Source organism: Chitinophaga sp. 22620, from assembly GCF_052044405.1.
Taxonomy (GTDB): domain Bacteria; phylum Bacteroidota; class Bacteroidia; order Chitinophagales; family Chitinophagaceae; genus Chitinophaga.
The window spans coordinates 735,057-761,218 of sequence record NZ_JBQEMV010000001.1; the positions used below are offsets into that span (position 1 = coordinate 735,057).

Annotated in this window: 22 protein-coding genes; 17 read left to right on the plus strand and 5 right to left on the minus strand. The window is 53.5% G+C overall.

What is annotated here, in order from left to right; translation table 11 throughout:
* Positions 1–22 precede the first annotated feature (22 nt).
* A complete protein-coding gene (locus ACTJIK_RS03225; protein WP_440644855.1) occupies positions 23–1,459 on the minus strand; it encodes an ATP-binding protein in 1,437 nt (478 codons plus the stop codon).
* A 49-nt stretch (positions 1,460–1,508) separates the two neighbouring features.
* A complete protein-coding gene (locus ACTJIK_RS03230; RefSeq protein ID WP_440644856.1) occupies positions 1,509–2,921 on the minus strand; it encodes a sensor histidine kinase in 1,413 nt (470 codons plus the stop codon).
* Positions 2,922–3,222: 301 nt separating this feature from the next.
* Between ACTJIK_RS03230 and ACTJIK_RS03235 the strand changes: the two genes are divergently transcribed.
* From ACTJIK_RS03235 to ACTJIK_RS03250, 4 genes are all read left to right on the plus strand, one after another.
* Positions 3,223–3,672, plus strand: a complete 450-nt coding sequence (locus tag ACTJIK_RS03235) for a hypothetical protein (RefSeq protein WP_440644858.1) — start codon at positions 3,223–3,225, stop codon at positions 3,670–3,672.
* 41 nt (positions 3,673–3,713) lie between these two features.
* Positions 3,714–4,331 (plus strand): YciE/YciF ferroxidase family protein, encoded by a 618-nt coding sequence (locus ACTJIK_RS03240; protein ID WP_440644859.1) that lies wholly within the window; start codon positions 3,714–3,716, stop codon positions 4,329–4,331.
* 69 nt (positions 4,332–4,400) lie between these two features.
* Complete coding sequence (locus ACTJIK_RS03245) at positions 4,401–5,270, plus strand: glucose 1-dehydrogenase (protein WP_440644860.1); 870 nt, start codon at positions 4,401–4,403, stop codon at positions 5,268–5,270.
* Complete coding sequence (locus ACTJIK_RS03250) at positions 5,245–6,273, plus strand: DNA topoisomerase IB (protein WP_440644861.1); 1,029 nt, start codon at positions 5,245–5,247, stop codon at positions 6,271–6,273. Before ACTJIK_RS03245 ends, ACTJIK_RS03250 begins: the two co-directional genes overlap by 26 nt.
* Before the next feature lie 46 nt (positions 6,274–6,319).
* Here ACTJIK_RS03250 and ACTJIK_RS03255 read toward each other — a convergent pair whose 3' ends face one another.
* Entirely contained in the window at positions 6,320–6,688 is a 369-nt protein-coding gene (locus ACTJIK_RS03255; protein WP_440644863.1) for a hypothetical protein, read from the minus strand.
* 230 nt (positions 6,689–6,918) lie between these two features.
* On the opposite strand from ACTJIK_RS03255, the gene ku reads away from it, so the two are divergent.
* The 12 genes from ku to ACTJIK_RS03315 all read left to right on the plus strand — a co-directional run bounded on the left by ku (position 6,919) and on the right by ACTJIK_RS03315 (position 21,375).
* On the plus strand, positions 6,919–7,698 hold the full coding sequence (gene ku, locus ACTJIK_RS03260; protein WP_440644864.1) for a non-homologous end joining protein Ku: 780 nt from the start codon (positions 6,919–6,921) through the stop codon (positions 7,696–7,698).
* Positions 7,695–10,361: a DNA ligase D gene (gene ligD / locus ACTJIK_RS03265; protein WP_440644866.1), complete on the plus strand. Its 2,667-nt coding sequence runs from the start codon at positions 7,695–7,697 to the stop codon at positions 10,359–10,361. Before ku ends, ligD begins: the two co-directional genes overlap by 4 nt.
* 70 nt (positions 10,362–10,431) lie before the next feature.
* On the plus strand, positions 10,432–10,926 hold the full coding sequence (locus ACTJIK_RS03270) for a DUF4199 family protein (RefSeq protein WP_440644867.1): 495 nt from the start codon (positions 10,432–10,434) through the stop codon (positions 10,924–10,926).
* Positions 10,927–11,019: 93 nt separating this feature from the next.
* Complete coding sequence (locus ACTJIK_RS03275; RefSeq protein WP_440644868.1) at positions 11,020–12,354, plus strand: sigma-54-dependent transcriptional regulator; 1,335 nt, start codon at positions 11,020–11,022, stop codon at positions 12,352–12,354.
* Between the two features lie 152 nt (positions 12,355–12,506).
* Positions 12,507–12,839: a DUF7674 family protein gene (locus tag ACTJIK_RS03280; RefSeq protein WP_440644869.1), complete on the plus strand. Its 333-nt coding sequence runs from the start codon at positions 12,507–12,509 to the stop codon at positions 12,837–12,839.
* A gap of 93 nt (positions 12,840–12,932) precedes the next feature.
* Positions 12,933–13,010: a potassium-transporting ATPase subunit F gene (locus tag ACTJIK_RS03285; RefSeq protein WP_246859027.1), complete on the plus strand. Its 78-nt coding sequence runs from the start codon at positions 12,933–12,935 to the stop codon at positions 13,008–13,010.
* Between the two features lie 22 nt (positions 13,011–13,032).
* Positions 13,033–14,748 carry a potassium-transporting ATPase subunit KdpA gene (gene kdpA / locus ACTJIK_RS03290; protein ID WP_440644870.1) on the plus strand — a complete coding sequence of 572 codons (1,716 nt, stop codon included), beginning with the start codon at positions 13,033–13,035 and terminating at the stop codon, positions 14,746–14,748.
* Between the two features lie 13 nt (positions 14,749–14,761).
* Positions 14,762–16,816 carry a potassium-transporting ATPase subunit KdpB gene (gene kdpB, locus ACTJIK_RS03295; protein WP_440644871.1) on the plus strand — a complete coding sequence of 685 codons (2,055 nt, stop codon included), beginning with the start codon at positions 14,762–14,764 and terminating at the stop codon, positions 16,814–16,816.
* A 12-nt stretch (positions 16,817–16,828) separates the two neighbouring features.
* The gene (locus ACTJIK_RS03300) at positions 16,829–17,392 is read left to right on the plus strand and encodes a K(+)-transporting ATPase subunit C (protein ID WP_440644872.1); all 564 of its coding nucleotides are present in this window, start codon (positions 16,829–16,831) and stop codon (positions 17,390–17,392) included.
* A gap of 22 nt (positions 17,393–17,414) precedes the next feature.
* Positions 17,415–18,491, plus strand: a complete 1,077-nt coding sequence (locus tag ACTJIK_RS03305; RefSeq protein WP_440644873.1) for a porin — start codon at positions 17,415–17,417, stop codon at positions 18,489–18,491.
* A gap of 77 nt (positions 18,492–18,568) precedes the next feature.
* Positions 18,569–19,675 carry a sensor protein KdpD gene (locus ACTJIK_RS03310; RefSeq protein ID WP_440644874.1) on the plus strand — a complete coding sequence of 369 codons (1,107 nt, stop codon included), beginning with the start codon at positions 18,569–18,571 and terminating at the stop codon, positions 19,673–19,675.
* Positions 19,672–21,375 carry an ATP-binding protein gene (locus ACTJIK_RS03315; protein ID WP_440644875.1) on the plus strand — a complete coding sequence of 568 codons (1,704 nt, stop codon included), beginning with the start codon at positions 19,672–19,674 and terminating at the stop codon, positions 21,373–21,375. Before ACTJIK_RS03310 ends, ACTJIK_RS03315 begins: the two co-directional genes overlap by 4 nt.
* On the opposite strand, the gene ACTJIK_RS03320 is transcribed toward ACTJIK_RS03315, so the two are convergent.
* Positions 21,376–24,339, minus strand: a complete 2,964-nt coding sequence (locus ACTJIK_RS03320; protein ID WP_440644876.1) for a PAS domain S-box protein — start codon at positions 24,337–24,339, stop codon at positions 21,376–21,378.
* A 209-nt stretch (positions 24,340–24,548) separates the two neighbouring features.
* Between ACTJIK_RS03320 and ACTJIK_RS03325 the strand changes: the two genes are divergently transcribed.
* Complete coding sequence (locus ACTJIK_RS03325) at positions 24,549–25,256, plus strand: porin family protein (RefSeq protein WP_440644877.1); 708 nt, start codon at positions 24,549–24,551, stop codon at positions 25,254–25,256.
* A gap of 91 nt (positions 25,257–25,347) precedes the next feature.
* Here ACTJIK_RS03325 and ACTJIK_RS03330 read toward each other — a convergent pair whose 3' ends face one another.
* A complete protein-coding gene (locus tag ACTJIK_RS03330; RefSeq protein WP_440644878.1) occupies positions 25,348–26,130 on the minus strand; it encodes an enoyl-CoA hydratase-related protein in 783 nt (260 codons plus the stop codon).
* Positions 26,131–26,162 lie beyond the last annotated feature (32 nt).

A 26,162-nucleotide genomic window follows, 5' to 3' on the forward strand; every position in this document is an offset into this window, starting at 1 on the left:
TCCCGTTTTGTTTGTGAATTTTCTAGTTCCTGGGTAATACGATCGTGAAAAGCGTTCCTTCGGCGGGAGCGCTTTCGACGTTGATAGTGCCTTTGTGATTGATGATGATATTCTGTGTAGAAGTAAGCCCAAGGCCGGTTCCCTTGGTTTTGGAAGTGAAGAATGGGTCAAAAAGACGGGCTTTGTTCTCCTCCGGGATGCCAGCGCCGTTGTCGCGGATGCGGATGTAGGCTTTGTCTCTTTCGGTATGGGTGCTCACCGTAAGGATGCCTTCGCCCGGGACCATGGCTTCCACGGCGTTGATCAGGATATTCAGCAAGGCAATATTCATCTTTTCGTCATCGGCCTGCACGGTCACGTTTTCTTCGGTGTAAAATTCATTGAGCCGTATGTCGTTCAGCCTGATCCGGTCTTCCGCCAGGGCCAGCGCATTTTTCATGAGGGTGTTCACATGGTATTTCTGGAGATGCAGTTCCATCATGCGGGTGGATTGCAGCAACTCGGTCACCAGCTGGTTGATGCGTGTGCAGTTGCGCTCTATGATGTCCAGGTAAAGCTGCCGGTCGTCGTTGTCGGGAGCCTCGTCCTGCTTGAACTGGCCTACCGCCAGCAGGATATTGGTGAGCGGGTTGCGCACCTCGTGGGCTATTACGCGGGCAATGCGGCCGGAGATGACGAATTTTTCCTGCTGCCGTTTATCCAGCTCTTCCCTCTTCTTGTCGGTGATATCTTCCGCCACGCAAAGGAAAGTGCCCAGCTGCTCGTCCAGCTTATTGGCGTTTACCAGCACGTCCAGCGTCTGCCCGTCTTTATTTTTAAAGGAAAATTCTTTCTGTACAATGGCGTCGTCCTCGCAGATGTCCAGCAGGAACTGCAGGGCCTCGGCTTCGTGCACGAACAGGTCTTTGAGGTTCATGCTCAGGAATTCATCGCGGCTGTATTTCATTTTTCGCAGCGCGATGGGGTTCACCTCGATGATGTTCTTATGACAATCGGCCAGGATGATCAGGTCGTGGCTTTTTTCGAAGACGCCGAAATACTTGCGCTCATTTTCCGCGATGGTACGCAGGTGCTTGAACTCCATGATGCCGTAACGGATGGCGCGTTCCAGCTCGGGGCCTGTGATCTCGCCCTTTACGAGGTAGTCGGATGCGCCCGCCATCATCGCTTCATTATCTATGGCGTAATCGCCTTTACCGGTAAGCATGATCACGGGGGCCTCATAGCCTATTTCCTGGAAATGCCGGAGGATGTCGAGACCGGTGTAGCGCCCCAGGCGGTAGTCTACAAGGTACAGCTCGTGTTCCTTCCTCTCGATGGCTTCGATCGCCTTGTCGTAGGTGGGGGCCCAGTCTATGACATATTGGTCGTCGGTTACGTCCTGCAGCAGGGTATTCACGAGGAAGAAATCATCTTCGTCATCATCTACCATCAGTATTCTTTTCCTGGTATTTTTCATGGTTTTCCCAATAGTTAAGTTTGTTAGTGCAATAAACATGCAAAACGTTTCACTGCTCGCGGGTTTGTTTCACAGGCAGCACGATCACGAAGGTGGAGCCCACGCCGGCCGTGCCAAAGGCAGTGATATTACCGTTATGGGAGTCCACGATCTTTTTACAGATGGCCAGCCCGATGCCCGTGCCTTTATATTCGCTGACGCCGTGCAGGCGCTGGAAAATGAGGAATATCCTGTCCGCATACATCTGGTCGAACCCGATGCCGTTGTCCTGGATGGAAATGCGGCAATAGGTATCGTCCCACTTCTGTTCGCTGGCCACGCCGGCTTCCTTGCCGGTGAGCAGTTCCCGCCTGATGCGGACCTCCAGCGCCCTTTCGGGGTGCGCGAACTTGATGGAGTTGGACAGCAGGTTCTGGAACAGCTGGTGGAAACCGGTGTCGCTGCCTTCGATCACGGGCAGCTGGTCGAACAGTACGGTGCCGTTCTTTTCCTGGAGGGCCAGTTCCAGGTCGCCGATCACGTCCTGCAAGATGGCGTTGAGGTCTATCGGCACCAGGCTTTCCGGTGTGATGCGGCCGGCACGGGAAAAAATGAGCAGGTCGTTGATGAGCACCCGCATGCGGCCCACAGCCGCCACCATCCGGTCTATCAGCTGGCTTGCATCATCTGTCAGCTCGCCCCGGTGTTTCATCATCAGCCGGTCCGAGAACGTGGAGATCTTGCGCAGCGGCTCCTGCAGGTCGTGTGAGGCCACGTAGGCGAACTGTTCCAGTTCTTTATTGCTTTTGTTGAGCAGGACGATGTTTTCCTGCAATTCCCGCTGGTAGCTCTTCATGCGCCGCTCGATGTGCAGCTGGAGCCGGAATTCCCGGGTGAGGATGATGTAGGAGTATATGCCGATGAGAATGGCGATCAGCGAAATGATAAATACGATCGGAATGGAAAGGCTGGAGAAAAAATGGAACATGCGGGTCTTTTCATTCAGCTGCGCCTGTTCTATCAGGGTCATCTGTTCCACTTTTTTATCAATGAGCTCCATAGATATCTCCGCTTCCTGTATGGTGGTCCGGTTGGCCCTTTGCTGCTGGCCGGCGGAGAGCTGGAGGTATTTCACGTCCAGCAGGCGTTTGAGCGTATCCAGGTTGCGTTGTTGCAGGGTGTCGTCTATAATCCGGCGCAGCTTGCGGTATTCCGATTCTATTTTCACGCTGCGTTCTTCCATGCTGGGGTTCAGGAAAGCGGGTTCGCGGGTAAGGTTATAGCCGCGGATGGCCGCTTCCGCGTCTTTCAGCTGGCGGGTAATGGCATCCAGCCGCTTGGACACTTCCACTGCGTGGCTCAGCCTGTCTGCATTATGCATCAGGTTGCGGGCAATCGCATACGAGATTACCGAAGCGATGACGATGATGGTAAATGCGATAAAAAAGCCGATCCTGATCTTCTTATGTACGCTGATGTGCATGGATTCGAATGTTTTATAGCCCCCTCAATTCATGTGAAGGATTTTCTACAGAATGAAAACCTAATTCTACAAACAATTTCCCCCTCCGGAAATTAAATACGGTGAATTTACAAAAAGCCGTGCAAACGGCGGAAATAACAGCAGGTGGAACGTATCCGTGTAGCCGCTTATACAGTTGTTGCTCGTTTATCAGCAAAACATATGCCCTGTATTGGAATGTTGTTTGGATGATATAGATGAAACGACAGAGACTTTCGCTGTGTTGCATCAACGATTTTTTTACACCTTAAAACTGTGAGTTATGAAGAGCCAAGCCAATCAGGACACCCAGGCCAAACCGGGCCAGGTTGGGCAAAACAGCCAGCAACCCCCGGGTAGGGAAGGGAACCAGGAACGGGAACGTGACCAGGGAAGCCATGGCCAGGGAGGCGGACAGCCCAAGCCGGGTCTCGATAAAGGAGAAGGCGGGCAACGGCCCGACATTCCCCAGGAAGTGCCCAAACGCGAAATAGAGCGCAAGCCCAGCGACCCGCAGTCTGAGCCAGAGGCCGAGCCCAAGCCCCAAATACCGGACAAAGGCCCTGACAAAAGCCCGAAGCAGGACATTCCTGAAAACGAAGAAAATACGGACGTGGAGGAAAAATCCCCGGACATTGTAGGCAAAGACGCAGCAGACCAGGAAGGGAAAGCAAAAAAAGAGGAGAGCAGCCTGGTAGATTCCCGCGACCGTTTTCCTTTTCCCAACAAGTAGTCAATAAATGCAATTATTCACCAGATAATCTTCTCAATGTTATGGCAACTAAATCCACAGGTTCCCGCAACGGAACAAAAAAAAGCGCCACCACGCGCAGCACAAAAAGTACAACTCCCGCCCGTAAAAGCAGCACACAGAAAAGCAACGGGAAGAACGGGGATATGCCCAATTCAAAATTCCACCAGCTTTTCATGGATGAGCTGAAAGACATTTACTGGGCAGAGAAACACCTGGTAAAAGCATTGCCTAAAATGCAGAAAGCAGCTACCAGCGCAGAATTGGTGGATGCGTTCGCCGATCACCTGGCCGCAACGAAAGAACATGTGTCCAGGGTAGAGGAAATATTTGAAATGATGGGCACGCGGCCCGTTGCCAAAAAATGCGACGCCATGGAAGGCCTCGTGGCCGAAGCGCAGGAACTGATCAGCGAAGAAGAGGAATCATCCGTGCTGGACGCGGGCCTCATCATCGCCGCCCAGAAGGTGGAACATTACGAGATCGCCGCATACGGCAGCCTTCGCACCCTGGCCAACAGGATGGGGCACACCGAAGCCGCCGCTATCCTCGAGCAGACGCTGACCGAGGAAAAGGAAACAGACTCTTTGCTCACGCAGATCGCTGAATCTTCCGTGAACGAAGAAGCAATGGCGGAATAACCGCCCTTGCCAGGAAAGAGGCTGATAACGGTAACACGTTCCAGCCTCTTTTCATTTAATAAAGGAACTATGCAGAAATCGAACAAGAAAAAAGATATACGCCCGCCACAGCACCAGAACCGCCAGCCCGGCATAGAAGCGAAGATGCAACCCCTGCCGGTAGCGGAAAAGGAGATCAAACCCGCAGGCGGGAAATTGCAGGACAGGATCGCGGTGATCACCGGGGGCGACAGCGGCATCGGCCGCGCCGTGGCCCTGGCCTTTGCCGCCGAAGGCGCGCATATCGTGATCGCGTATTACGACGAAGACCAGGATGCCGAAGACACCGCCGCCCGGGTGAAGGCCCTGGGGCGGGATGTATTGCTGGTGGCGGGAGATGTGAGCAGGGAAAAACACTGCGAAAGGATCATCAAAAAAACGGTGGACCGCTTCGGCAGGGTGGATGTGCTGGTGAACAACGCCGCCGTCCAGTTCCCGCAGAAAAAGTTTACAGATATCACCGCGGAGCAGCTGCTCCGCACTTTTTCCGTGAACATCTTCGCGCATTTTTACCTGGTGCGGTTTGCCCTGCCGCATATGCGGAAAGGCAGCTGCATCATCAACACCACGTCTGTTACCGCCTACCGCGGCAGCGGCCACCTGGTGGACTATTCCGCCACCAAAGGCGCCATCGTGTCCTTCACCCGTTCCCTTTCCTCCTTGCTGGCCGATAAAGGCATCAGGGTGAACGGCGTTGCGCCCGGCCCCATCTGGACCCCGCTTATTCCCGCTACGTTCCCCGCTTCTCACGTGGCCGAATTTGGCAGCGACGTGCCGCTGAAACGAGCCGGCCAGCCCGTGGAAGTGGCTACCAGCTATGTTTTCCTGGCATCAGACGATGCGGCGTACATCACCGGCCAAATACTGCACCCCAATGGAGGAGAAATTGTTAACGGCTAACGATCCCGCTGCCATGGCCCAGGCAGCGCACCTGCGCTACGTTTCGCCGGGCAGGCCCGGTTACGCCCGCGTTCGCAGCGGCGACGGCTTTTATTACCTGGACACCTCGGGCAAAAAGATCACCGACGAAGAAACGCTGGACCGTATCCGAAAACTGGTATTGCCGCCCGCCTGGGAAGACGTATGGATATGCCCCTACGCCAACGGCCACCTGCAGGCCACCGGCACGGACGCGCTGGGCCGCAGGCAATACCGCTACCACACCCGCTGGGCGGCCATGCGCAACCAGACCAAATACAACCGCCTGCTCCAGTTCGGTAAAATGCTGCCGCGCATCCGGGCGCAGATCAAAAAAGACCTTCGCAGGAAACAGCTGGATAAATTACGCGTGTGCGCCATCGCCCTGCGCATTATGGAAGAAACGCTCATGCGCGTGGGCAATGCGGAATACGAAAAAAAGTATCACTCCTACGGTCTCACTACCCTGCACAATCATCATGTGAAAATAAACGGCAATGAAGCCTTTTTCCGGTTCAAAGGAAAAAAAGGCGTGGAGCAGAAGATCTCCCTGCGGCATGCATCGCTGGCAAGGCTGCTGAAAAAAGTACGCGACATTCCCGGCCAGGAACTGTTCCAGTACTATGAAAACGGCGAAGTCAAAAGCCTCGATTCAGGCGAGCTGAACGATTACCTGAAGAACATCACGAACGAAGAATTCACCTGCAAGGACCTGCGCACCTGGGCCGGCACCCTCGAAGCGCTTCACCTGCTGGCGGCCTGCGGCCCCTTCGAATCGCAGGCGGCATGCAAGCGGCAGCTGGTGGAAGTGATCGATCATGTGGCGGCGAAACTGGGGAATACCCGCGCAGTGTGTAAAAAATACTACGTTCATCCCTGCCTGCTCACCCTTTACGAAGAAGAAAAATTGGGGAAATACCTCCAGAAAGATGTGGATGAAAAGCTACTGTTGCGTATCCTGAAGGACAATGCACAAAAAAAATAGAGACGGCCGTAAAAGTGCGTCTCTATTCTTTTTATACCCTCATTCATCACAGTCCGCCGAAGATAACCTGCTCTTCCCTGTCTTCAACAGGTATCTTCTTAAGGAATTCATCGAAGCCTGCTTCGTCGTGCGAGGAATACATGCCATAAGCATCCAGTACATAGCCTTTGTGGCCTTCCTGGTCTTCCAGGAGGTACAATACGGAGTTATCCGATGGGTCTGATTCTCCCTCGAAACGGTAGGTCTTGATGATCTTGAGATCTTCCGGGTTATAGATCTGATCTCCGTCAGGAGATTGCATTCTGCCGTGATCGCTTACTTTAAATTCATTGTCGTAACCCTTTGAATGGAGCTTTGCCATGATCTGTGAAAGGGTCGTCATTTCGCCGGGTTTATTTGGTGTGGGTGTTTCCATAATTATCGGGTTTGTTTACTGTTGAAATGCCAAAAGCTATGCCATAGAATCTGGCCTGATTGTTGGCTGGATATTTTCAGAAATTATTAACACCATATTTACTCAAAAGAATGTATTCCCCCCAATAGTTATGCATATTAAAGAAAACACGGCCGTTCCGTTCCCGGGGCGGCCTATTTTTTTATTCCCCGTGGTATAATCATTGTTGTAGAAAGGGTAAACCATCTTCCATGAGATCAATATGGACAGGCAGCATAGGTTTCGGGCTGGTGAACATCCCGGTGAAACTGTACAGCGCCGTCCAGGAAAGCCGCCTGGACCTCGATATGCTGGATAAAAAAGACCATTCCCGCATCCGCTTCCAAAGGGTCAATGAAAAGACCGGTAAGGAAGTGGCCTGGGAAAATATCGTGAAGGCATATAACCTCAACGACGAATACGTGGTATTGGACGATGATGATTTTGAGGACGCCAGTCCCAAGAAAAGCAAGGTCATAGAGATCACCACCTTCACCGCCACCAACGAAATAGACGCCGTGTATTTCGAGTCGCCATACTTCATTGCACCCGATAAAAGCGGGGCCAAGGCTTACGAGCTGCTGCGGGCCACGCTGGAAAAGACCGGCAAGGTGGGCGTGGCGCTCTTCGTGCTGCGCTCGCAGGAGCACCTGGCCATTGTACGCGCCAAAGACAATTACCTGATGCTGCACCGCCTCCGCTTCGCGGAAGAAGTGCGCGAGCCGGGGGACATTTCCCTTCCCGGCAAAACCACCATTCCCAAAAAAGAACTGGATATGGCCGTGAAGCTGGTACAGCAATACTCAGAACCCTTCGACATAGCGCAGTATAAAGACGAATACCGGAAAGAACTGTTGCGCATCATTAAAGCCAAAGCCAGCGGCAAACGCGCCAAGGTGAAGAAGATGAAAGTGGTGACCACGAAGAGCACCGACCTGTTTGACCAGCTGAAAGCCAGCCTGGGTTCCGGCAGTAAAAAACGAGCATCATGAGCCTGCAGAAATATAACGAGAAGAGGGACTTCAAACAGACCTCCGAGCCAAAGTCCGGCAAGGCCGCGAAAGGCAAGGAGCACATTTTCGTGATACAGCGGCACCATGCCACGCGCCTGCATTATGATGTGCGGCTGGAAATGGACGGCGTGCTGAAAAGCTGGGCCGTGCCGAAAGGCCCGAGCCTGAACCCGGAAGATAAGCGGCTGGCCATGGAAGTGGAAGACCATCCTTACGATTACAAAGATTTTGAAGGCGAGATCCCGCCGGGAAATTATGGCGCCGGTTACGTGTACGTATGGGACAAAGGCACTTACGAATTGCTGGAACAAAACGGCAAATCGTTCGACGCGGAGGCGTTGAAGGAATGGAAATCCGGAAACCTGAAAGTAGTGCTGAAAGGCAAAAAGCTGAAAGGCGAATTTGCCCTGGTGAAAATGAAAGGCCGCGAAGAAAACGCCTGGCTGATGATCAAGCACCGCGACCGCTACGCTGTGAACGAACCTTACGACAGCGAAGAGCATACGCCGAAGCGGATCATTGAGAAGCTGAAAGGCCCTTCCAACAACAAGACCGCAGAAACCAAAAGAAAGGCCCCGGCCAAGGCCGCGGCAACGAAGAAAACAAGCGTCAAAAAAACAGCTACCGCAAAGAAAGGCGCTCCCCGCGCGAAAAAAAGCGCTTCCACGGCGAAAACAAAACCGGCGGCAAAAAAGGAGACTGAGCGCAAATCGGCCATGAAAGCATTTTACAGCCCGATGCTCACCACCCTGGTGGATGCGCCTTTCGACCGTGAAGGCTGGATATTTGAAACAAAATGGGACGGCTACCGCGCCATCGCTGCGGTTAAGAACGGGAAAGCAGAGATCTATTCCCGTAACAAACTGTCTTTCAACGAAGCGTACGCGCCTGTTGTTGAAGCTGTAGAGAATATTCCTCACAATGTAGTGCTGGACGGAGAGATCGTTGTGCTTGGCGCCAATAAAAGATCGGATTTCCAGGCATTGCAGAACTACCGTTCCACCGGCAAAGGGAAGCTCGTTTACCAGGTCTTTGACCTCTTGCACCTGGATGGCCATGAACTGGATGATCTGCCGCTTTTGGAGCGTAAAATATTGTTGGAGCAGGTCGTGAAACAATTGGATGATCCGAGGGTGCAGTATTCCGGGCATGTGGAGAACAAGGGCCTGCAATTGTTCGAAAAAGCGGCGAAGACCGGCTGGGAAGGCATCATTGCCAAGAACGGCGAAAGCAATTATGCCGGTGGCGTGCGGTCGCTCAACTGGCTGAAGATAAAAGTGCTGAACCGGCAGGAAGCCGTGATATGCGGGTACACCGCACCCCGCGGAAGCCGCAAGAACATAGGCGCATTGTTGCTGGGCGTATATGAAGGAAAAAAACTGCGGTACATTGGCCTTTGCGGCGGCGGTTTCAACGATGCAAACCTGAAAGACCTGTTCGGCAAATTCCAGGAATTCCGCCGCAACAGTTCGCCTTTCGACGAAAAAATAAAAACGAATATGCCCATTACCTGGATGGATCCTGTGCTGGTATGCGAGGTGAAATTCTCCGAATGGACGCAGGGAGGGCATCTGCGGCAACCCGTTTTTGTCGCGCTGAGAGAAGACAAACCGGCCGCTTCCGTGAAACGCGAAGTGGCGAAACATATCACCGGGGCCGGCGTAAGATCTGCCCCCGCTAAAACAGCCGCTATGGAAAAGTCTAAAACAAACATGCAGGAACCCGCCGAAGTGGCGAAAGACCGCGTGCTGCAGCTCAACAGGCACGAGGTGCAGCTCACCAATCAACAGAAATTCTACTGGCCCAAAGAAAAGATCACCAAAGGCCAGCTGATCGATTATTATCTCTCCGTTGCGGACTACATCCTGCCGCATCTGAAAGACCGCGCACTGTCGCTGCACCGCTTCCCCAACGGCATTACCGGCCAGAGCTTTTACCAGAAAGACCTGGACCTGGAGCAGGCGCCCGACTGGGTACAGACCACGCAGGTGCATTCCGAATCCACCAATAAAATGATCGACTACCTGGTATGCAACAACGAAGCTACGCTGGCTTACATGGTGAACCTCGGCTGCATTGAGATCAATCCCTGGCTGTCGCGCATCAAAAAGCCGGAGCACCCCGATTACGTGATACTGGACCTGGACCCGGAAGCCATTGCTTTTACGCATGTGGTGGAAACGGCGCAAACCATCCGGAAAATACTGGAGCAGCACGATATTGTTTCCTACTGCAAAACATCCGGCGCTACAGGATTGCACATTTATATTCCCACCGGCGCAAAATACCCTTACGAAACCTGCCGCCTGTTTGCGGAGTATATTGCACAGGAAGCGCATGCCCGGCTGCCGGAAACCACCAGCATCGTTCGCGCGAAAGCAAAAAGAAAAAATAAAGTGTATATCGACTTCCTGCAAAACAGCCGTGGGCAAACGATCGCTTCGCCTTATTCCGCCAGGCCGCAGCCCGGCGCGCCCGTGGCCACGCCGCTGGAGTGGAAGGAGGTGAACGCAAAGCTCAATGTAAAAGATTACCATATCGGCAATACGCTCAAACGCCTGGAAAGGCGCGGAGACCTGTGGGAAAACATCCTGAAGGAGAAAAACGATATCAAAACAATTCTCAAAACAGTAGAACAATAGGCACGTTTCTTGGCTTGGTTAAAAAGGACTAAGGGGTGATAACGACTGTTATTAACTAAATCCGAAGAATATGCAACAAGCAATGCAATCGCCGCGAAAACTGCCGTGGATATATGGTATACTGATAGGATTGATCAGCATTTTATTCACCCTGTTCTTTTACGTCACTCATTGGATGTCTGACTTATGGACGGGTTATTTTGTGAACACGCTGATCTTTATCGGGGTTATGGTTGCTGTAATGCATGCCAACAAAGCCTACGGCGGCAAGGTTTCGCTTGGGCGGCTTTTTCTTTCCGGCCTGCTGGCGGCTTTTGTGGCCGTCGTGATGGTAGCCACCGCCAATATATTATTCCAGCTGGCTACCGAACCTGCCGGCTCATCGGTGGGCGACATACCTTCAGAAGGCAACCGCATGAGCGAATACAGCGAATATAAACGCCAGGGCTACTGGATATTTACACTCACCAACGTATTCGTGACCAACGCCGTACTGGGCGGGTTGGGCGCATTGCTCGGCGCGGTAACGGTGAAGCGTAACCAGAAGACCACCGACGCGAGATAACGGATAAACGGATCAATATAGAACAGACCGGGGTTTGCCGAATGGCTGCCCCGGTTTTTCGTTTAATGTGGATTACTGAGTACATTTGCTTCCATGTCAAAAGGCACGATACTGATCATAGACGATGAAGAACAGCTCCGCAAGCTGCTGGGCAGGCTGCTGGCGCTGGAAGGTTACACCATCCTGGAAGCGGGTTCCGTAAAGGCCGCGCTGAAGCTGCTGGAGCGGGAAGAGGCGCATGTGGTATTATCAGATGTGAAACTCCCTGACGGCAACGGCGTGGAGCTGACCCAATCCCTCAAACAAAAGTACCCGGATGTGGAGATCATCGTGCTCACCGCTTTCGGGAATATCGAAGACGGCGTACAGGCCATCAAGAACGGGGCTTTTGATTATATCACCAAGGGCGACGACAATCATCGCATCCTGCCGCTGGTAAGTAAAGCCATGGACAAAGCGCGGCTGCAATTCCGCGTTCGCGCGCTGGAAGACAGGATCGGCGGCAAACATGATTTTGAGAACATCATCGGCGAATCCGCCGAAATAAAAGAAGCCATCGCCCTTGCCCGCAAGGTGGCCGGCACAGACGTGACCGTGCTGCTGCTGGGTGAAACCGGTTCGGGCAAGGAAGTATTTGCACAGGCTATTCACCGCGCCAGCGAGCGCGGCTCGCAACCCTTTGTAGCCGTGAATTGCAGCGCCTTCGGCAGGGAAATACTTGAAAGCGAGCTCTTCGGCCACAAAGCCGGTGCTTTTACCAGCGCTATAAAAGATAAAAAAGGGTTTCTCGAAGAAGCCCACAACGGCACCATCTTCCTGGACGAGATCGGCGAAATGGCCATAGAGCTGCAAGCCAAGCTGCTGCGCGTGCTGGAGACGCGTGAATTCTACAAATTGGGCGATTCCAAACCCATTAAAGTGAATATCCGCATCATTGCCGCCACCAACCGCGAGCTGGAGAAAGAGATCGCTGAAGGGCACTTCAGGGCCGACCTTTATTACCGCCTTTCCGCTTTCCAGATAAAGCTGCCTTCCCTGAACGAACGCAGGAAAGACATTCCCCTTCTCGCCCAATATTTCATCCAACAGCTGGCGCCGAAGAACAGCCGGAAGATCTCGGGGATGACGGAAGCCTTCAGCAAAGCCCTCCGCGAGCACAGCTGGAAAGGTAATATCCGCGAGCTGCGGAACGTGATAGAAAGGGCCGTTATTCTTTCGGACACGCCGGAGCTGGATGTTTCAGCCCTCCCGCTGGACTTCAGGATGAACGGCCCGGCAGACGATGCCCTTACCCTTGCCGACGCGGAACGGCGCCACATCATCCGCATCCTTCAGCTCGTAAAAGGCAACAAGACCAAAGCCGCGGAAGTGATGCAGATCGGCCTTACCACCCTCTACAACAAGATCAAAGAGTACAACATTCAATAACCCGTTTTTGCAAACACCCTTCAGATCCTGCATGGTTCCGGGCTGTTGGCCCGGCAGGTCATGTTGAAATAAATAATTGTTCTTCAGTAAGTTAACTCTTTCTACTCCCCTCTGGCACTCCGCTGGCTGACACTGGTGCAAATTCAATCATCATGTTACCGGACGCTAAAGTACCGTTATTGATCGCCCAGCAGATACCCGCCCTTTCGGGTATCGTCCAGGCCAATGTGCTCACCAGATCCATCGGCGTTTTTTCAGCCTACACCAAAAAAGTGATCAGGGAAGGCCGCACGGCCGAGATCAGGAAATGCCTGTCTATGGCCGGCGTATTGTACAAAAACGGCAGCAACGGCCTTAAGAACGCCATCGAATCCGTTTTCCTGTACAGCATTTCCCCCTTCCTGGACTCGCCGCTGAAAGCTTACCTGCCAGGTTCATTAAAAAAGATCCGTCATCAAATCATCTTAAATAACGCACTATGTTGATCGCACTATTGCTCCTCGCGGGCCTCGTTTGCTTCTGGCTGTTCTTTAAATCTGTGGACTATTTCGAAAACATTTAAAACCGGACGCTTTATGATGAACGCATTATTCATCTTATCAATCCTGGTTTTCGTGTACATGATCTATGTACTGCTGAAACCGGAGAAATTCTGAATCCCTAACTGCTTTTTAAACAATGAATACAGAACTGCTGGGCGTCATAGCCTCCTATGCGCTGACATTGATCATAGCCATCCCGCTTGGCCGGTACATCGCCAAAACATTTGCCGGGGAAAGAACCTGGATGGACTTCCTGGCGCCGCTGGAAAGATTTATTTACAGGATATGCGGCATCAATCCAAAAGAGGAAATGAACTGGAAACAGCATCTCAAGGCATTGCTTACCATCAACATGCTCTGGTTTGTGTATGCCTTTTTCCTGCTTATTTTCCAGGATAAACTTCCGCTTAATCCGGACGGCAACCCCGGGCAAACGCCGGACCTGGCCTTTAACACGGCCATCAGCTTCCTGGTAAACTGTAACCTGCAGCACTACTCAGGAGAATCGGGCCTTACTTATTTCACACAACTGTTTGTGATCACCTTCCTGCAATTCGTGAGCGCGGCAACCGGCCTTGCAGCCCTTCTCGTGGTATTTAAAGCATTGAGGGACAAAACGACCACTAAGCTGGGCAACTTCTGGGATTTCCTGGTGAAGATCAACACCCGCCTGCTGCTGCCGCTTTGTATCGTGATAGCGCTGATACTGGCGTTTAACGGCACCCCTGCCAGCTACGCTGGCAAAGATACCATAGTGACCATGCAGGGCGATACCGTAGGCGTGTCCCGCGGGCCTGCTGCCGGAATGATCGCCATCAAACACCTGGGCACCAACGGCGGCGGCTGGTTCGGGGCCAACTCCATCCACCCGCTGGAAAACCCGAACTACCTCACCAATATGACGGAAGTTGTTGTACAGGTGATCATCCCGATCGCCATGATATTCGCCTTTGGCATATTCATCAGGCGCCGCAAATTCGCCAGGGTAATATTTGCAGTGATGACGCTGGGCATGCTGCTATTGCTGATCCCTTCCATTATGCAGGAAACAGGCGGTAACCCGGCCATAACAAAGATGGGGATCATGCAGCCAACGGGGGCCATGGAGGGCAAGGAGGTGCGGTTCGGGCCAACGGCCACCGCGTACTGGAGCACCGTTACAACAATTATCTCCACCGGTTCTGTAAATGGTTTCCACGACAGCACCATGCCGCTCACCGGTATGATGCAGCTGGTAGCCATGATGACCAACTGCTTCTACGGCGGTTGCGGAGTGGGCATACTCAACTACTTCATCTTTATCATCATTGCCGTGTTTATCTCGGGGCTGATGGTGGGGCGCACGCCTGAATTCATGGGCCATAAGGTGGAAGCGAGAGAAGTGAAGATCGCCGCGCTGGTGGCTTTGCTGCATCCCTTCCTGATCCTGGCGGGCACGGCGCTTTCGTCTTTCGCCGTAGCGCATGGCTGGGGCGCCAACTGGGCGGTTCAGCCGGGCAACTGGCTCAACAACCCGGGGTATCACGGTTTTTCCGAAATGCTGTACGAATACACTTCCGCTTCAGCCAACAACGGCTCCGGCTTTGAAGGTTTAGGAGATAACAATATTTTCTGGAACGTGACTACCGGCTTCGTGCTGATCCTGAGCCGCTACCTTCCCATCATCGGGCCGGTGGCCATTGCGGGCCTGCTGGCGCAGAAGAAATATGTGCCTGAATCGGCCGGCACGCTGAGGACAGACACCGGCACTTTCGGCATCATGACCTTCGCCGTGATCGTGATCATTGCCGCGCTGGCATTCTTCCCTTCACTGGCACTGGGTCCTATTGCGGAATATTTCTCCCTGTATTAATGAAAAATGCTGAATGACCATGAGAACTAAAGATAATGCACTGTTCCCGGCAGACCTGGTGAAGGAAAGCCTGAAACAATCCTTCGTAAAACTGAACCCCCGGCTGCTGATCAAGAACCCGGTGATGTTCACCGTAGAGCTTGGCACCATCGTGATGCTGATCGTTACGCTCTACACCTTGTTCACCGGGGACCTTTCGCAGGGCAGCTTCGGGTACAACCTCACCATTTTCATCGTGCTGCTGCTTACCGTGCTGTTCGGCAACTTCGCGGAAGCCATTGCGGAAGCAAGGGGTAAAGCCCAGGCCGAAAGCCTTCGTAAAACAAGAGAAGAAACCCCGGCCAAAAAAATACTGGCTGTGGGAGAGATCTTCACCGATGAAATAAAAGTAGTGTCTTCCTCCCAGCTCAAAAAAGGTGACCTGTTCGTTTGCGAACCGGGAGACATCATCGCGGCGGACGGCGAGATCGTGAGAGGTCTTGCCAGCATAGACGAATCCGCCATCACCGGCGAAAGCGCCCCCGTGATCCGCGAAGCGGGCGGAGACAAGAGCAGCGTGGTGGGCGGTACCAAAGTGCTCAGCGACCGCATCGTGGTGAGAGTGACCACCGAAGCCGGCGAATCGTTCCTCGATAAAATGATCGCGCTGGTAGAGGGTGCCACCCGCCAGAAAACGCCCAACGAAATTGCGCTTACTATCCTGCTGGCCAGCTTCACACTGGTGTTCATCATCGTATGCGTCACGCTGAAGCCTTTTGCGGACTACGCTAATACGCCTATCACCATTGCTGCGTTCATTTCACTGTTCGTATGCCTCATTCCCACAACCATCGGCGGCTTGCTGTCCGCCATCGGCATCGCGGGCATGGACCGTGCGTTGCGCGCCAATGTGATCACCAAATCGGGCAAGGCCGTAGAAACAGCGGGAGACCTGGACGTGCTGCTGCTGGATAAGACCGGCACCATTACTATCGGTAACCGTAAGGCCACGCACTTTTACCCGGCCAATGGTTTCTCTGAAACGGAATTCATCCGCATCAGCGCGCTCAGCTCCCTGGCGGACGATACGCCCGAAGGCCGCTCCATTGTGGAACTGGCCGGTAAAGAAATTGTAAGCCGCCTTTCGCTGGAAGGCGCTTCCATGGTAAAATTCACTGCGGAAACCCGCAGCAGCGGCATCAACCTGCCGGACGGCACCCGCATCCGCAAAGGCGCTTACGATGCCATCCGGGACCTGGCGCAACGCGAAGGCCAGCCCTTTCCTGCGGAGACCCACCAGATGGTGAAACAGATTTCCGGCAATGGCGGTACCCCGCTGGTGGTAGCCGTGAACAGCAGGATCATGGGCGTGATAGAATTGCAGGACATCATCAAACCCGGCATCCAGGAACGTTTTGAACGCCTCCGCAAAATGGGCGTGAAAACAGTGATGGTAACGGGCGATAACCCGCTCACCGCCAAATACATCGCGGAGAAAGCCGGTGTGGACGATTTTATCGCCGAAGCGAAGCCGGAGGATAAAATGAGCTACATCAAAAAAGAACAGCAGGAAGGCCGCCTCGTAGCCATGATGGGCGACGGCACCAACGATGCGCCCGCCCTTGCGCAGGCGGATGTGGGTGTGGCCATGAACAGCGGCACGCAGGCTGCCAAGGAAGCCGGCAATATGGTGGACCTGGACAATGATCCCACCAAGCTCATTGAAATTGTAGAGATCGGCAAACAACTGCTGATGACGCGCGGCACGCTCACCACTTTTTCCATTGCAAACGACGTGGCGAAGTATTTCGCGATCGTGCCGGCGCTCTTCATCCTGTCTATCCCCGCTTTACAGGGCATCAACATCATGAAGCTGCACAGCCCTGAAACGGCCATCCTCAGCGCGGTGATCTTCAACGCCATCATTATCCCCCTGCTGATACCGCTGGCCCTGAGAGGCGTGGCGTACAAACCGATAGGCGCCAGCGCGCTGCTGCGCCGCAACCTGTTCATCTACGGCCTCGGCGGCGTCATTGTGCCCTTCATCGGCATCAAACTCATCGACCTCGTAGTGGCTTTATTCTTTTAATCTGAAATGATCATGAAAAAATATCTTCTTCCCGCATTAAAACTCACCGCTGTACTGGTATTGCTCACCGCGGGCCTTTACCCCCTGCTGATCGCAGGCGTGGCGAAACTCGCTCCTGGTAAAGGAAACGGGGTTACGGTGGAAAACAAAGGCCGGGTGGTGGGCTATGCCAACATCGGTCAGAATTTTACAGACGATACATATTTCCAGGGCCGCCCTTCCGCCGTGGGTTATAACGCCGCGGGCTCAGGCGGTTCCAACAAAGGCCCGTCCAACGAAGACTACCTGAAAGTGGTGCAGGAACGGATAGACACCTTCCTGGCACATAATCCCGGGGTGAAAAAGGAAAACATTCCTGCGGAACTGGTAACAGCATCAGGCAGCGGGCTGGATCCGCATTTGTCTCCGGCAGCCGCCCTGCTGCAGGTGCCACGGATCGCCAGGCTCCGCAACCTGCCTGAAAACAAGCTGGCCGTTCTGGTGGAAGAGCACACGAAAGGTCCGCTGCTAGGCATTTTCGGCCCGTCTACGGTGAATGTGCTGCAATTGAATATTGCGCTGGATAATTTGAAATAATTGACAACACCATCTATACAACATGAAGAAAACACTTTTGATCGCCGCTGGTTCCATCCTTTGCATGCATGCAATGGCGCAGGACCAGCCTGAAAAAAATGAACCGAAGCTGACCTTTTCAGGCTACGCGGAAGCCTACTATTCCTTCGATTTCAATGAGCCGGAAAACCACACCAAACCGGGTTTCCTGTACAACCATAACCGCCACAACGAGCTGAACCTGAACCTGGCGTTCCTGAAAGCGAATTACAGCAGCGACCGCGTAAGGGCCAACGTAGCCCTGATGGCGGGCACCTACGGGCAATACAATATGGCCACAGAACAGGAGCTGCTGAAATACGTATATGAAGCAAATGTAGGCGTAAGGGTGGGTAAGAACGTATGGGTAGACGCGGGCATTATGCCTTCGCACATCGGGTTCGAAAGCGCTGTTTCCAAAGACTGCTACACGCTCACCCGCAGCATCATGGCCGAAAACACGCCCTACTACGAGGCCGGCGCCAAAGTAACCTGGACGCCCAATGAAAAATGGACCGTCGCCGTCATGTACCTGAACGGCTGGCAAAGGATCAAACGCCCGGATGCGAACCAGACGCCGGCTTTCGGCACGCAGCTGACCTTTAAGCCCGGCAGCAGAGTGACGCTCAACTGGAGCACCTTTATCGGCAACGATAAACCCGATTCCGTGCGCCGGATGCGTTACTTCAATGATGTTTACGGTATCTTTAATATCACGGATAAATTCAGCCTCATAGCCGGTTGCGATTATGGCCTCGAACAAAAACAGAAAGGCGGAAGCGATATGAACAGCTGGTACAGCCCGATCGCCATCGCGCGGTATGCCTTTACGGACAAAGTGGCCATGGCGGCCCGGTACGAGTACTATAACGATGAAAATGGCGTGATCATCGGCACGGGAACGCCCAATGGTTTTAAGACCAGCGGCTATTCGCTGAACCTGGATATCGCGCCCGTGAGCAATGTGCTGTTCCGTGTGGAAGGGAAATTATATAACAGTAAAGACGACGTCTTTACCAAAAATTCAGAACCGAAAAATACGAATGTGGCCATCACCACATCACTGGCAGTTTCATTTTAAATCCATAGCAAAATCCCATCTGAACAGCGGAGCCTTGTACACAAGCGCTCCGCTGGGGTGGTTTAACAGATCTGCAAATGATGCAACGTTTTTTACACCTGGCCAATAAAGCCGGCCGCGGGCAATTCAAAATTTACATCGGCATGAGCGCCGGTGTGGGCAAGAGCTTCCGCATGCTCCAGGAAGCGCATGCCATGCTGCGCAAAGGCATCAATGTGCAGGTCGGGTATATCGAAACGCATGGCCGGAAAGAAACGGAAGCCCTGCTGGAAGGGCTGCCGCTGATCCCCCGCAGGCAGGTGTTCTACAAAGGCAAAATGCTGGACGAAATGGACCTCAACGCCATCCTGCTGCTGGCGCCGGAATGGGTGATCGTGGACGAGCTGGCTCATTCCAACATCCCCGGGTCCAGGAACGAAAAACGCTGGCAGGATGTAATGGACCTGCTGAATGCCGGCATCAATGTCATTTCCGCCGTGAACATCCAGCACATGGAAAGCATCAACCACCAGGTGAAGGCCATCACCGGCGTGGAAGTGCAGGAGCGCGTGCCGGACAGCATGCTGCAGATAGCGGACGAAGTGGTGAATATAGACCTGACGGCGGACGAACTGATCACCCGCCTGAAAGAAGGCAAAATATACGATCAGAGCAAAATAGAAAACGCCCTGCGCAACTTTTTCCAGTCGGATAAAATTCTGCAGCTGCGCGAGCTTGCCCTGAAAGAAGTAGCTTCGCAGGTGGAACGCAAAGTGGAGATCGAGATACCGAAGGGCCGGCAAATGCGTCACGAACGTTTCCTGGCCTGCATTTCCAGCAACGATGAAATTGCCAGGAAAGTGATCCGGAAAACGGCGCGGCTGGCGGCTTACTACCATGGTGAATGGTACGTGCTGTATGTGCAAACGCCCCGTGAAAGCGTGGGCCGCATCAAGCTGTCCGACCAGCGGCACCTGATCAATAACCTGAAGCTGGCCACCGAGCTGGGCGCGGAAGTGCTGAGGGTGCAGCATGCCAACGTGGCGCAGGCTATCATCGAAACGGCGCGGCAGAAAGAGATCACAACCGTCTGTATCGGCAAGCCGCATATCAGCCTTTTTGGTATCATCCTGCGAACAAGCGTGTTCAACCAGTTGTTAAAAACGTTATCCTCTCACGAAATCGACCTTGTAATATTATCATGACCAGGTTAAGGCTAAAGTCGAAGATCACGATAGGGGTGTTGTTCCTCTTCATCATGCTGCTGCTGGTAAGCATACTGGGATATTATTACCTGGACCGGGTGAACCGCGGCTCCCGCGCTATCCTGGAAGACAACTACGAGTCCGTGGAATATTCACGGAACATGCTGAGGGCCCTCGACGCCTGGGGCTTTTCGCCCGGCACTGCGCAGCCGGAGTTTGAATCCAATCTCCAAAAACAGGAACGGAACATCACCGAACCCGGCGAAGACAAACCCACCCAATCCGCCCGGGAACATTACGAATTGCTGAAGAAAGGGGATAGCAGCCAGATACCCGCTATCAAAAGAGCGCTTTTCACCGTAATGGAAGTGAACATGAAAGCGATCGTGAACAAGAACGAAGCGGCGATGGATACGGCGGACAAGGCCCTGTTGTACATTGCCATTATCAGCGGCGTATGTTTTTTGCTGGGCATCACTTTCGTGTACAACTTCCCCGGTTACATTGCGGACCCTATCCGGGAGCTTACCGAAGGTATCAGGGGAATTGCGGAGAAAAAGTATGAACAGCGGCTGTATTTCAAATCCGGCGACGAGTTCGGCGAACTGGCCGCGGCCTTCAACACCATGGCGCAAAAGCTGGATGAATACGAGCACAGCAACCTGGCCCGCATCATGTTTGAAAAACAACGGGCGGAAGCGGTGATCAGCAGCCTGAAAGACGCCACCATCGGGCTTGACAACCATAACACCATTCTCTTCGCCAATAACGAGGCCCTTCAGCTATTGAATGTGCAGGAAAAAGAACTGGTGGGAAGAGCCGCAGCGGAAGCCGCCAGCCGCAATGATCTTTTCCGGTTCCTGCTTGAAAAAAGCCAGGGCGGCCCCATCAAGATCGTCGTGAATAACCGGGAAAGTTTTTTCCTGCGCGAAACGGTGGACATCTTCCACGAAAAAGAAAAGATCGGGTATGTGATCATTTTGAAGAACATCACCGCTTTTAAAGAACAAGACCTCGCGAAAACGCACTTCATCGCTACTATCTCCCACGAGCTGAAAACTCCGCTGGCCGCTACAGACTTCAGTCTCCAGCTGCTGGACGATGAGCGCACCGGCCCGCTCATCCCCGGACAGAAAGAGCTGCTGGACAGCATCCGCAACGATAACCGGCGCATGATCCGCATGGTGAGCGAGCTGCTGGACTTCTCCAAAGTGGAAAGCGGCAACATACAATTACAGATACAACCCGTAGCGCCCCAGCAGATCGTTCAATATGCGCTGGACGCCGTGGGCAAACAGGCGGAAAGCCGGAAAGTGAACATCCGCGCCACGCTGCCGCCCGAACCCGTGCAGATCAATGCGGATGCGGAGAAGAGCGCCTGGGTGCTGGTGAACCTGCTCACCAACGCCATCCGTTATTCCAGCCCCGGCGCAGATGTGGAACTGGACGTGCTGGCTGCGGGCACGGGCGCGCTGCACTTCAGCGTGCGCGATCATGGCAAGGGTATAGACCCTGCTTTCAGGAGCAAAATATTTGAAAGGTTCTTCCAGGTGCCGGATTCGGACGATGCGAAGGGCAGCGGGCTGGGCCTGGCCATTGCCAGGGAGTTCATCGAGGCGCAGGGCGGCGCTATTGGTGTGGAAAGCGAGCCGGGCAGGGGCAGCCGCTTCTGGTTTGCGCTGCCGTTGTATAAAGCCTGATCATGAAAGTTTATCCACTTCCTTTTGCAGCACGCTCTGCGCGTCCCGGTAGAGTTTGATGGCAAGGTGAATATTAGGAAGGATGGTATGAAGGTTCTCCCGGTGCCGCGCCTGCTGCTCAATTTCAAGGATGATCTCAGACAGCGGGTGGATCCTCACCACCATCAGGCTGCTGCGCAGGAGGCTGGCGTACTGGCTGGTTTCATCCCATTCTTCCAGCTGCGCGCTGTTGGCCAGGTGCGTGAGCGTGCCGCCGGTCCTTTCCAGGAAAGTATTCAGGATGTCCAGTAAATATTCGGGGTTGTCGTCTACCACGCTGCGCAGGTAATGCAGGTCCACGAAGGCGGGCACTTTCTGCTCTTCGTAATCGGGGCCGGTGAATTTGGCGAATACGGGGTCGCGCTCGCCCAGGGCTTCCAGTATCTTCTGAAAAAGATCGTTGGGCAGGAAAGGTTTGGAAATATAATCGTTCATACCGGCCAGCAGGCAGCGTTCGCGGTCGCCTTTGAGCGCGGAGGCCGTCATGGCAATGATGGGAATGGAGGAACCGCCGTCCCGTATCTTGCGGGTGGCTTCCAGCCCGTCCATTTCCGGCATCTGGATGTCCATCAGCACACAGTCGTATTTATGCTGGCGCAGTTTTTCCAGCGCTTCCACGCCGTTCTCCGCCAGCTCTACCGCGGCGCCCGCGTTGGCCAGCGTGCGGATGGCGAGTTTCTGGTTCACAAGATTATCTTCCGCCAGCAGGATGTTCTTGCCCTGCAAAGGCGGCGTCAGCAAGGTTTCGCGGCTGGATGAAGGCAGTTTTACAGGCTCCTGTACCTGCCGGAGATAGGGTATCGTGAAACGGATAATGGTGCCGCCCTCCGGGTTGTCGCAAATATGAATGCTTCCCTGGTGAAGGCCTATCAACTGGCGCACCAGCGCAAGGCCCAGGCCCGTTCCGCCGTGCTTCCGGTCGTTGCCGCCATGTACCTGCGCAAAGGTTTCGCCCATTTCATGATGCAGGTGCGCAGGAATGCCGATCCCGGTGTCTTTCAGCTCAAACGCATATTTCACCTGCTTTTCATTTTCCTCCGCCACGCCCACGGAAAGATGGATGCTGCCGCTTTCAGTGAATTTGATGGCATTGTCTATCAGGTTGTTCAATACCTGTTTCAGCCGCAGCTGGTCGCCCAGCACACGGCTCTCCATTTCTTCCTGGATATCGCACAGCAGGTGCAGGCCCTTTTCTTCCGCCCTGGGACGGTATTTTTCTATTTTCTGCTGCAGCAGCCCGCGCATGTCGAACGCTGCATGTTCCAGCACCATGCGGCCGGCCTTGATGCGTGAAAAGTCCAGCAGGTCGTTCACCAGCAGCAGCAGGCTGTTGGCGGAATCCAGTATTTCCCGCACATATTCGGCTTGCAGAGCGTTGGCAGGCGTTTGTTCCAGCAGGTAAGCAAAGCCCAGGATGCCGTTCAGCGGCGTGCGCAGCTCGTGGCTCATATTGGCCATAAAAAACTCCTGCGCGCGGCGGGCGTCTATCGCTTTTTTCCTTTCGTCTATCAGCGCATGCTCGTGCTGGATGCGTTCGGTGATGTCCGTCGCAATGCCGCAAAGGCCGTACACCCGGTTGGTATGGTCGCGAAGGGGGAATTTGGTGATGAAAAAATAATGCGTTTTGCCATTGATCTCGATGCTGTCTTCCGATTCCACCGGCCGCTCGTGCAACAGCACCGCCCTGTCGGACATAATGCTTTTCTCCGGTTTGAGCTTGGTGGGAAATTCTTTATCGGTGCGGCCCAGGATGTGCTCGCTGTTGATGCCGAACACTTCTTCGAACCGTTTATTGATCAGCACATATTTGCTGTTCAGGTCCTTGATAAAGATCATGGACGGGGAATTGAGCAGGATGGACTGCAGCCGCGAATGCAGGATGTTCATCTCGTTCTTCGTTTTTACGATCTCCTCGTCCGCCATTTTTTTTGCGTGAATATCTTTCACGATGCACTGGAAGCCGCTGAAGATACCGTTCTGCCTCAGCAGCACCACGTGCTGTTCTACCCATTTCATTTCCCCGTTCTTGCAGCGGATGGGGAAGCGGAGCGTGGATTCGTTGGTGCCTTCGAAGGCTTGTTTTTCGTAGTGCTCGCGTATCCTCTTCTGCTCCGGCGGGTCTATGAGCATGGTGTATTGTTTGTCTACCAGCTCCTGCGGTGTAAACCCGGTGAGGTCCAGGGCTTTGTTGTTCACATATTTGAAAAAACCGCCGCGGTTGGTGGTGAACATGGTGGCGCCCGCGTCTTCTATCAGCCTGCGGTATTTGGCCTCGCTGATGCGGAGGGCGGTTTCGCTGGCTTTGGTCTTGCGCATGTCTTTCACCAGCTTGTACAGTCCCCAGCATATCACGGTAAGGGCCAATGCGCTGGCGGCGAGGGTGAGCAGGAACGGGAGGCGGTTGGGAATGCCGCTGCTGAGGCGGGCTTCCATGTGACGGTATTGATCGTTCAGCAGCCGGTTGATCAGTTCGGTGAGCGGGTCCGGCGGAACGGGCGTTTGTACGGAACGGATCATGGCGCCCGCTATCACCGGCGATTCTTTCGCGGAGGTAATGAGGTAGTTGAAATACACGATGCGCTGATAGACCAAGGCCCGCAGGGAGTCCATCTGCCGCTTTTCCAAAGGGCCCGAGGCGAGGAACTGCAGGTTTTCCGCCGGGGTGCGCAGCTGGATCTCGGTGAAATCCTCCCGGGAAAGAAAACCGCTGTCTCCCGTGATCACATAGGCTCTCACGGAAGATTCCATACTTTTAACGGTATAGGCTACTTTTTCGAGGAGGCGGATCTTGTCGTTGGTGAGATGAATGCGCTCGTTCCTCTTAATGGCATCGGCATCTGAAAACCAGGCACTCCAGGCAAACCAGGCAACGGACACGATGGCAGCAACAAAAACAATGATAACGGGGCTGCTGATCTTTTTCATGCATAGAATTATTAGAACTGCTTCTCTGCGTGTGGCTTTTTTCGGAACAAGGGGATTAGAGCGTATTCGACCGTACAATTTACTTAAATTCTGCTTACCGGGTGCAGTGTAATTACCATGCATTATTTTTGCAATATTTTAACCATTTGATTTATTTGCATTCCATTAAATTTGCCTGATATTCTTTTTGCCAAGCATTTAAACATATTATGAAAAAATTACTTTTTACGCTGGGATTAATCGCGGTTTCCGCAGGTGTATTTGCGCAGGATAAAGAGGCTGGCGCGGCCATGGGTAAGGCCCGGGAAAAGGTGTCCTTTTCAAAGGACTTCCTGGTGATCGGTATTTCTTATGACGGCTGGGCATCTGCTCCGGACAGTGTGAAGACCAAAGGGCTGAGCCGCGGGTTCAGCATCGCGCTGATGTACGACCTGCCTATAACCAAAGAACATCTCAGCGTGGCGCTCGGGCTTGGCTTCAGCTCCAGCAGTATTTTCCTGGACGACCAGTATATCGATATGTCCAACGGCCAGTCCAACGCGGTACGTTTCATCAATTCCGCCGATAAATACAAAAAGTATAAAGTGGCCACCAACTACCTTGAGATTCCCCTGGAACTCCGCTACCGCGCTGTTTCAGACAATGCCAATAAGGGTTTCAAAGCCTCTATCGGCGCCAAGGTGGGTATGCTCGTGAACGCACATACGAAAGGGAAGAATACACTGGGCGGCGAAAAGAATATCATCAAGGAACAGAACAGGCGTTTTTTCAACCCCTGGCGTTTTGCCGGCACGGCGCGCATAGGGTACGGGAACTTCGCCCTTTTCGGCACCGTGAACCTGAACCCCCTGTTCAAGGACAACACGAACCTGGACATCCGTCCTTACTCTATCGGTTTAGCCCTCAGCGGTTTATAATACACGAAGTTTTAACAGAAAGGCCGTCCCGGATCAATTCCGGGACGGCCTTTTTATGTGCTGAGGGCGCTGCCGTAGTAAGCTGTTGCCGTTATTTCCCTTTAAATTCAGGTTTTCTCTTTTCAAGGAAAGCCTGAACCCCTTCCGCATTATCTTCTGTATTTCCTGCAATTTCCTGGCAATAAGCCTCGTAGTCCAGCACAGCGTCCAGCTCTTCTGTCATGCCTTTGGTGAGCATTTTTTTCATCAGGGCAATAGCTTTCGTAGGGGCGTTGGCGTAAAATTCAGCCTCTGCCTGCACCGCAGCGTCCAGCTCTTCGGGTTTTACCACTTTATTCACCAGGCCCATCTGCAAAGCCTCTGCGGCAGTGAGTTTCGTGGCTTTGGTAGCCAGTTCGAAGGCGCGGTGGTAACCTACGGTGCGCGGCAGGAAGTAAGAAGAGCCGGAATCGAGCACAAGCGCGATGTTGATGAATATTTCGATCATGCTGGCCTGTTCGGATGCGATGATCACATCGCAGGCCAGGGCCAGGGAGCAGCCGGCGCCTGCCGCCACCCCGTTCAGCTTGCAGATCACGGGTTTGGGCATGTTGCGGATAGCCCGGATGATAGGATTGTACCTTTTATGGAGCGATTCGCCCAGGTTCCTTTTGCCGGTGGATTCCAGGGAGGCCTTCAGGTCCTGCCCGCTGCTGAAAGCCTTGCCCGCGCCGGTAAGCACAATGGCGCGCACGGAGGCGTCCTTTTCGGTTTGTTTCAGCGCGTCCTGCAGCTCGTAGCTGAGCGCATCGTTGAAGGCATTGTAAACGTCGGGCCGGTTGAGTGTAATGGTGGCGGTATTGTTTTGGACGTCGAGGTTAAGCGTGGAATACATGGTATGGTTTTAAAAAGGGATGCAGCCGGGAA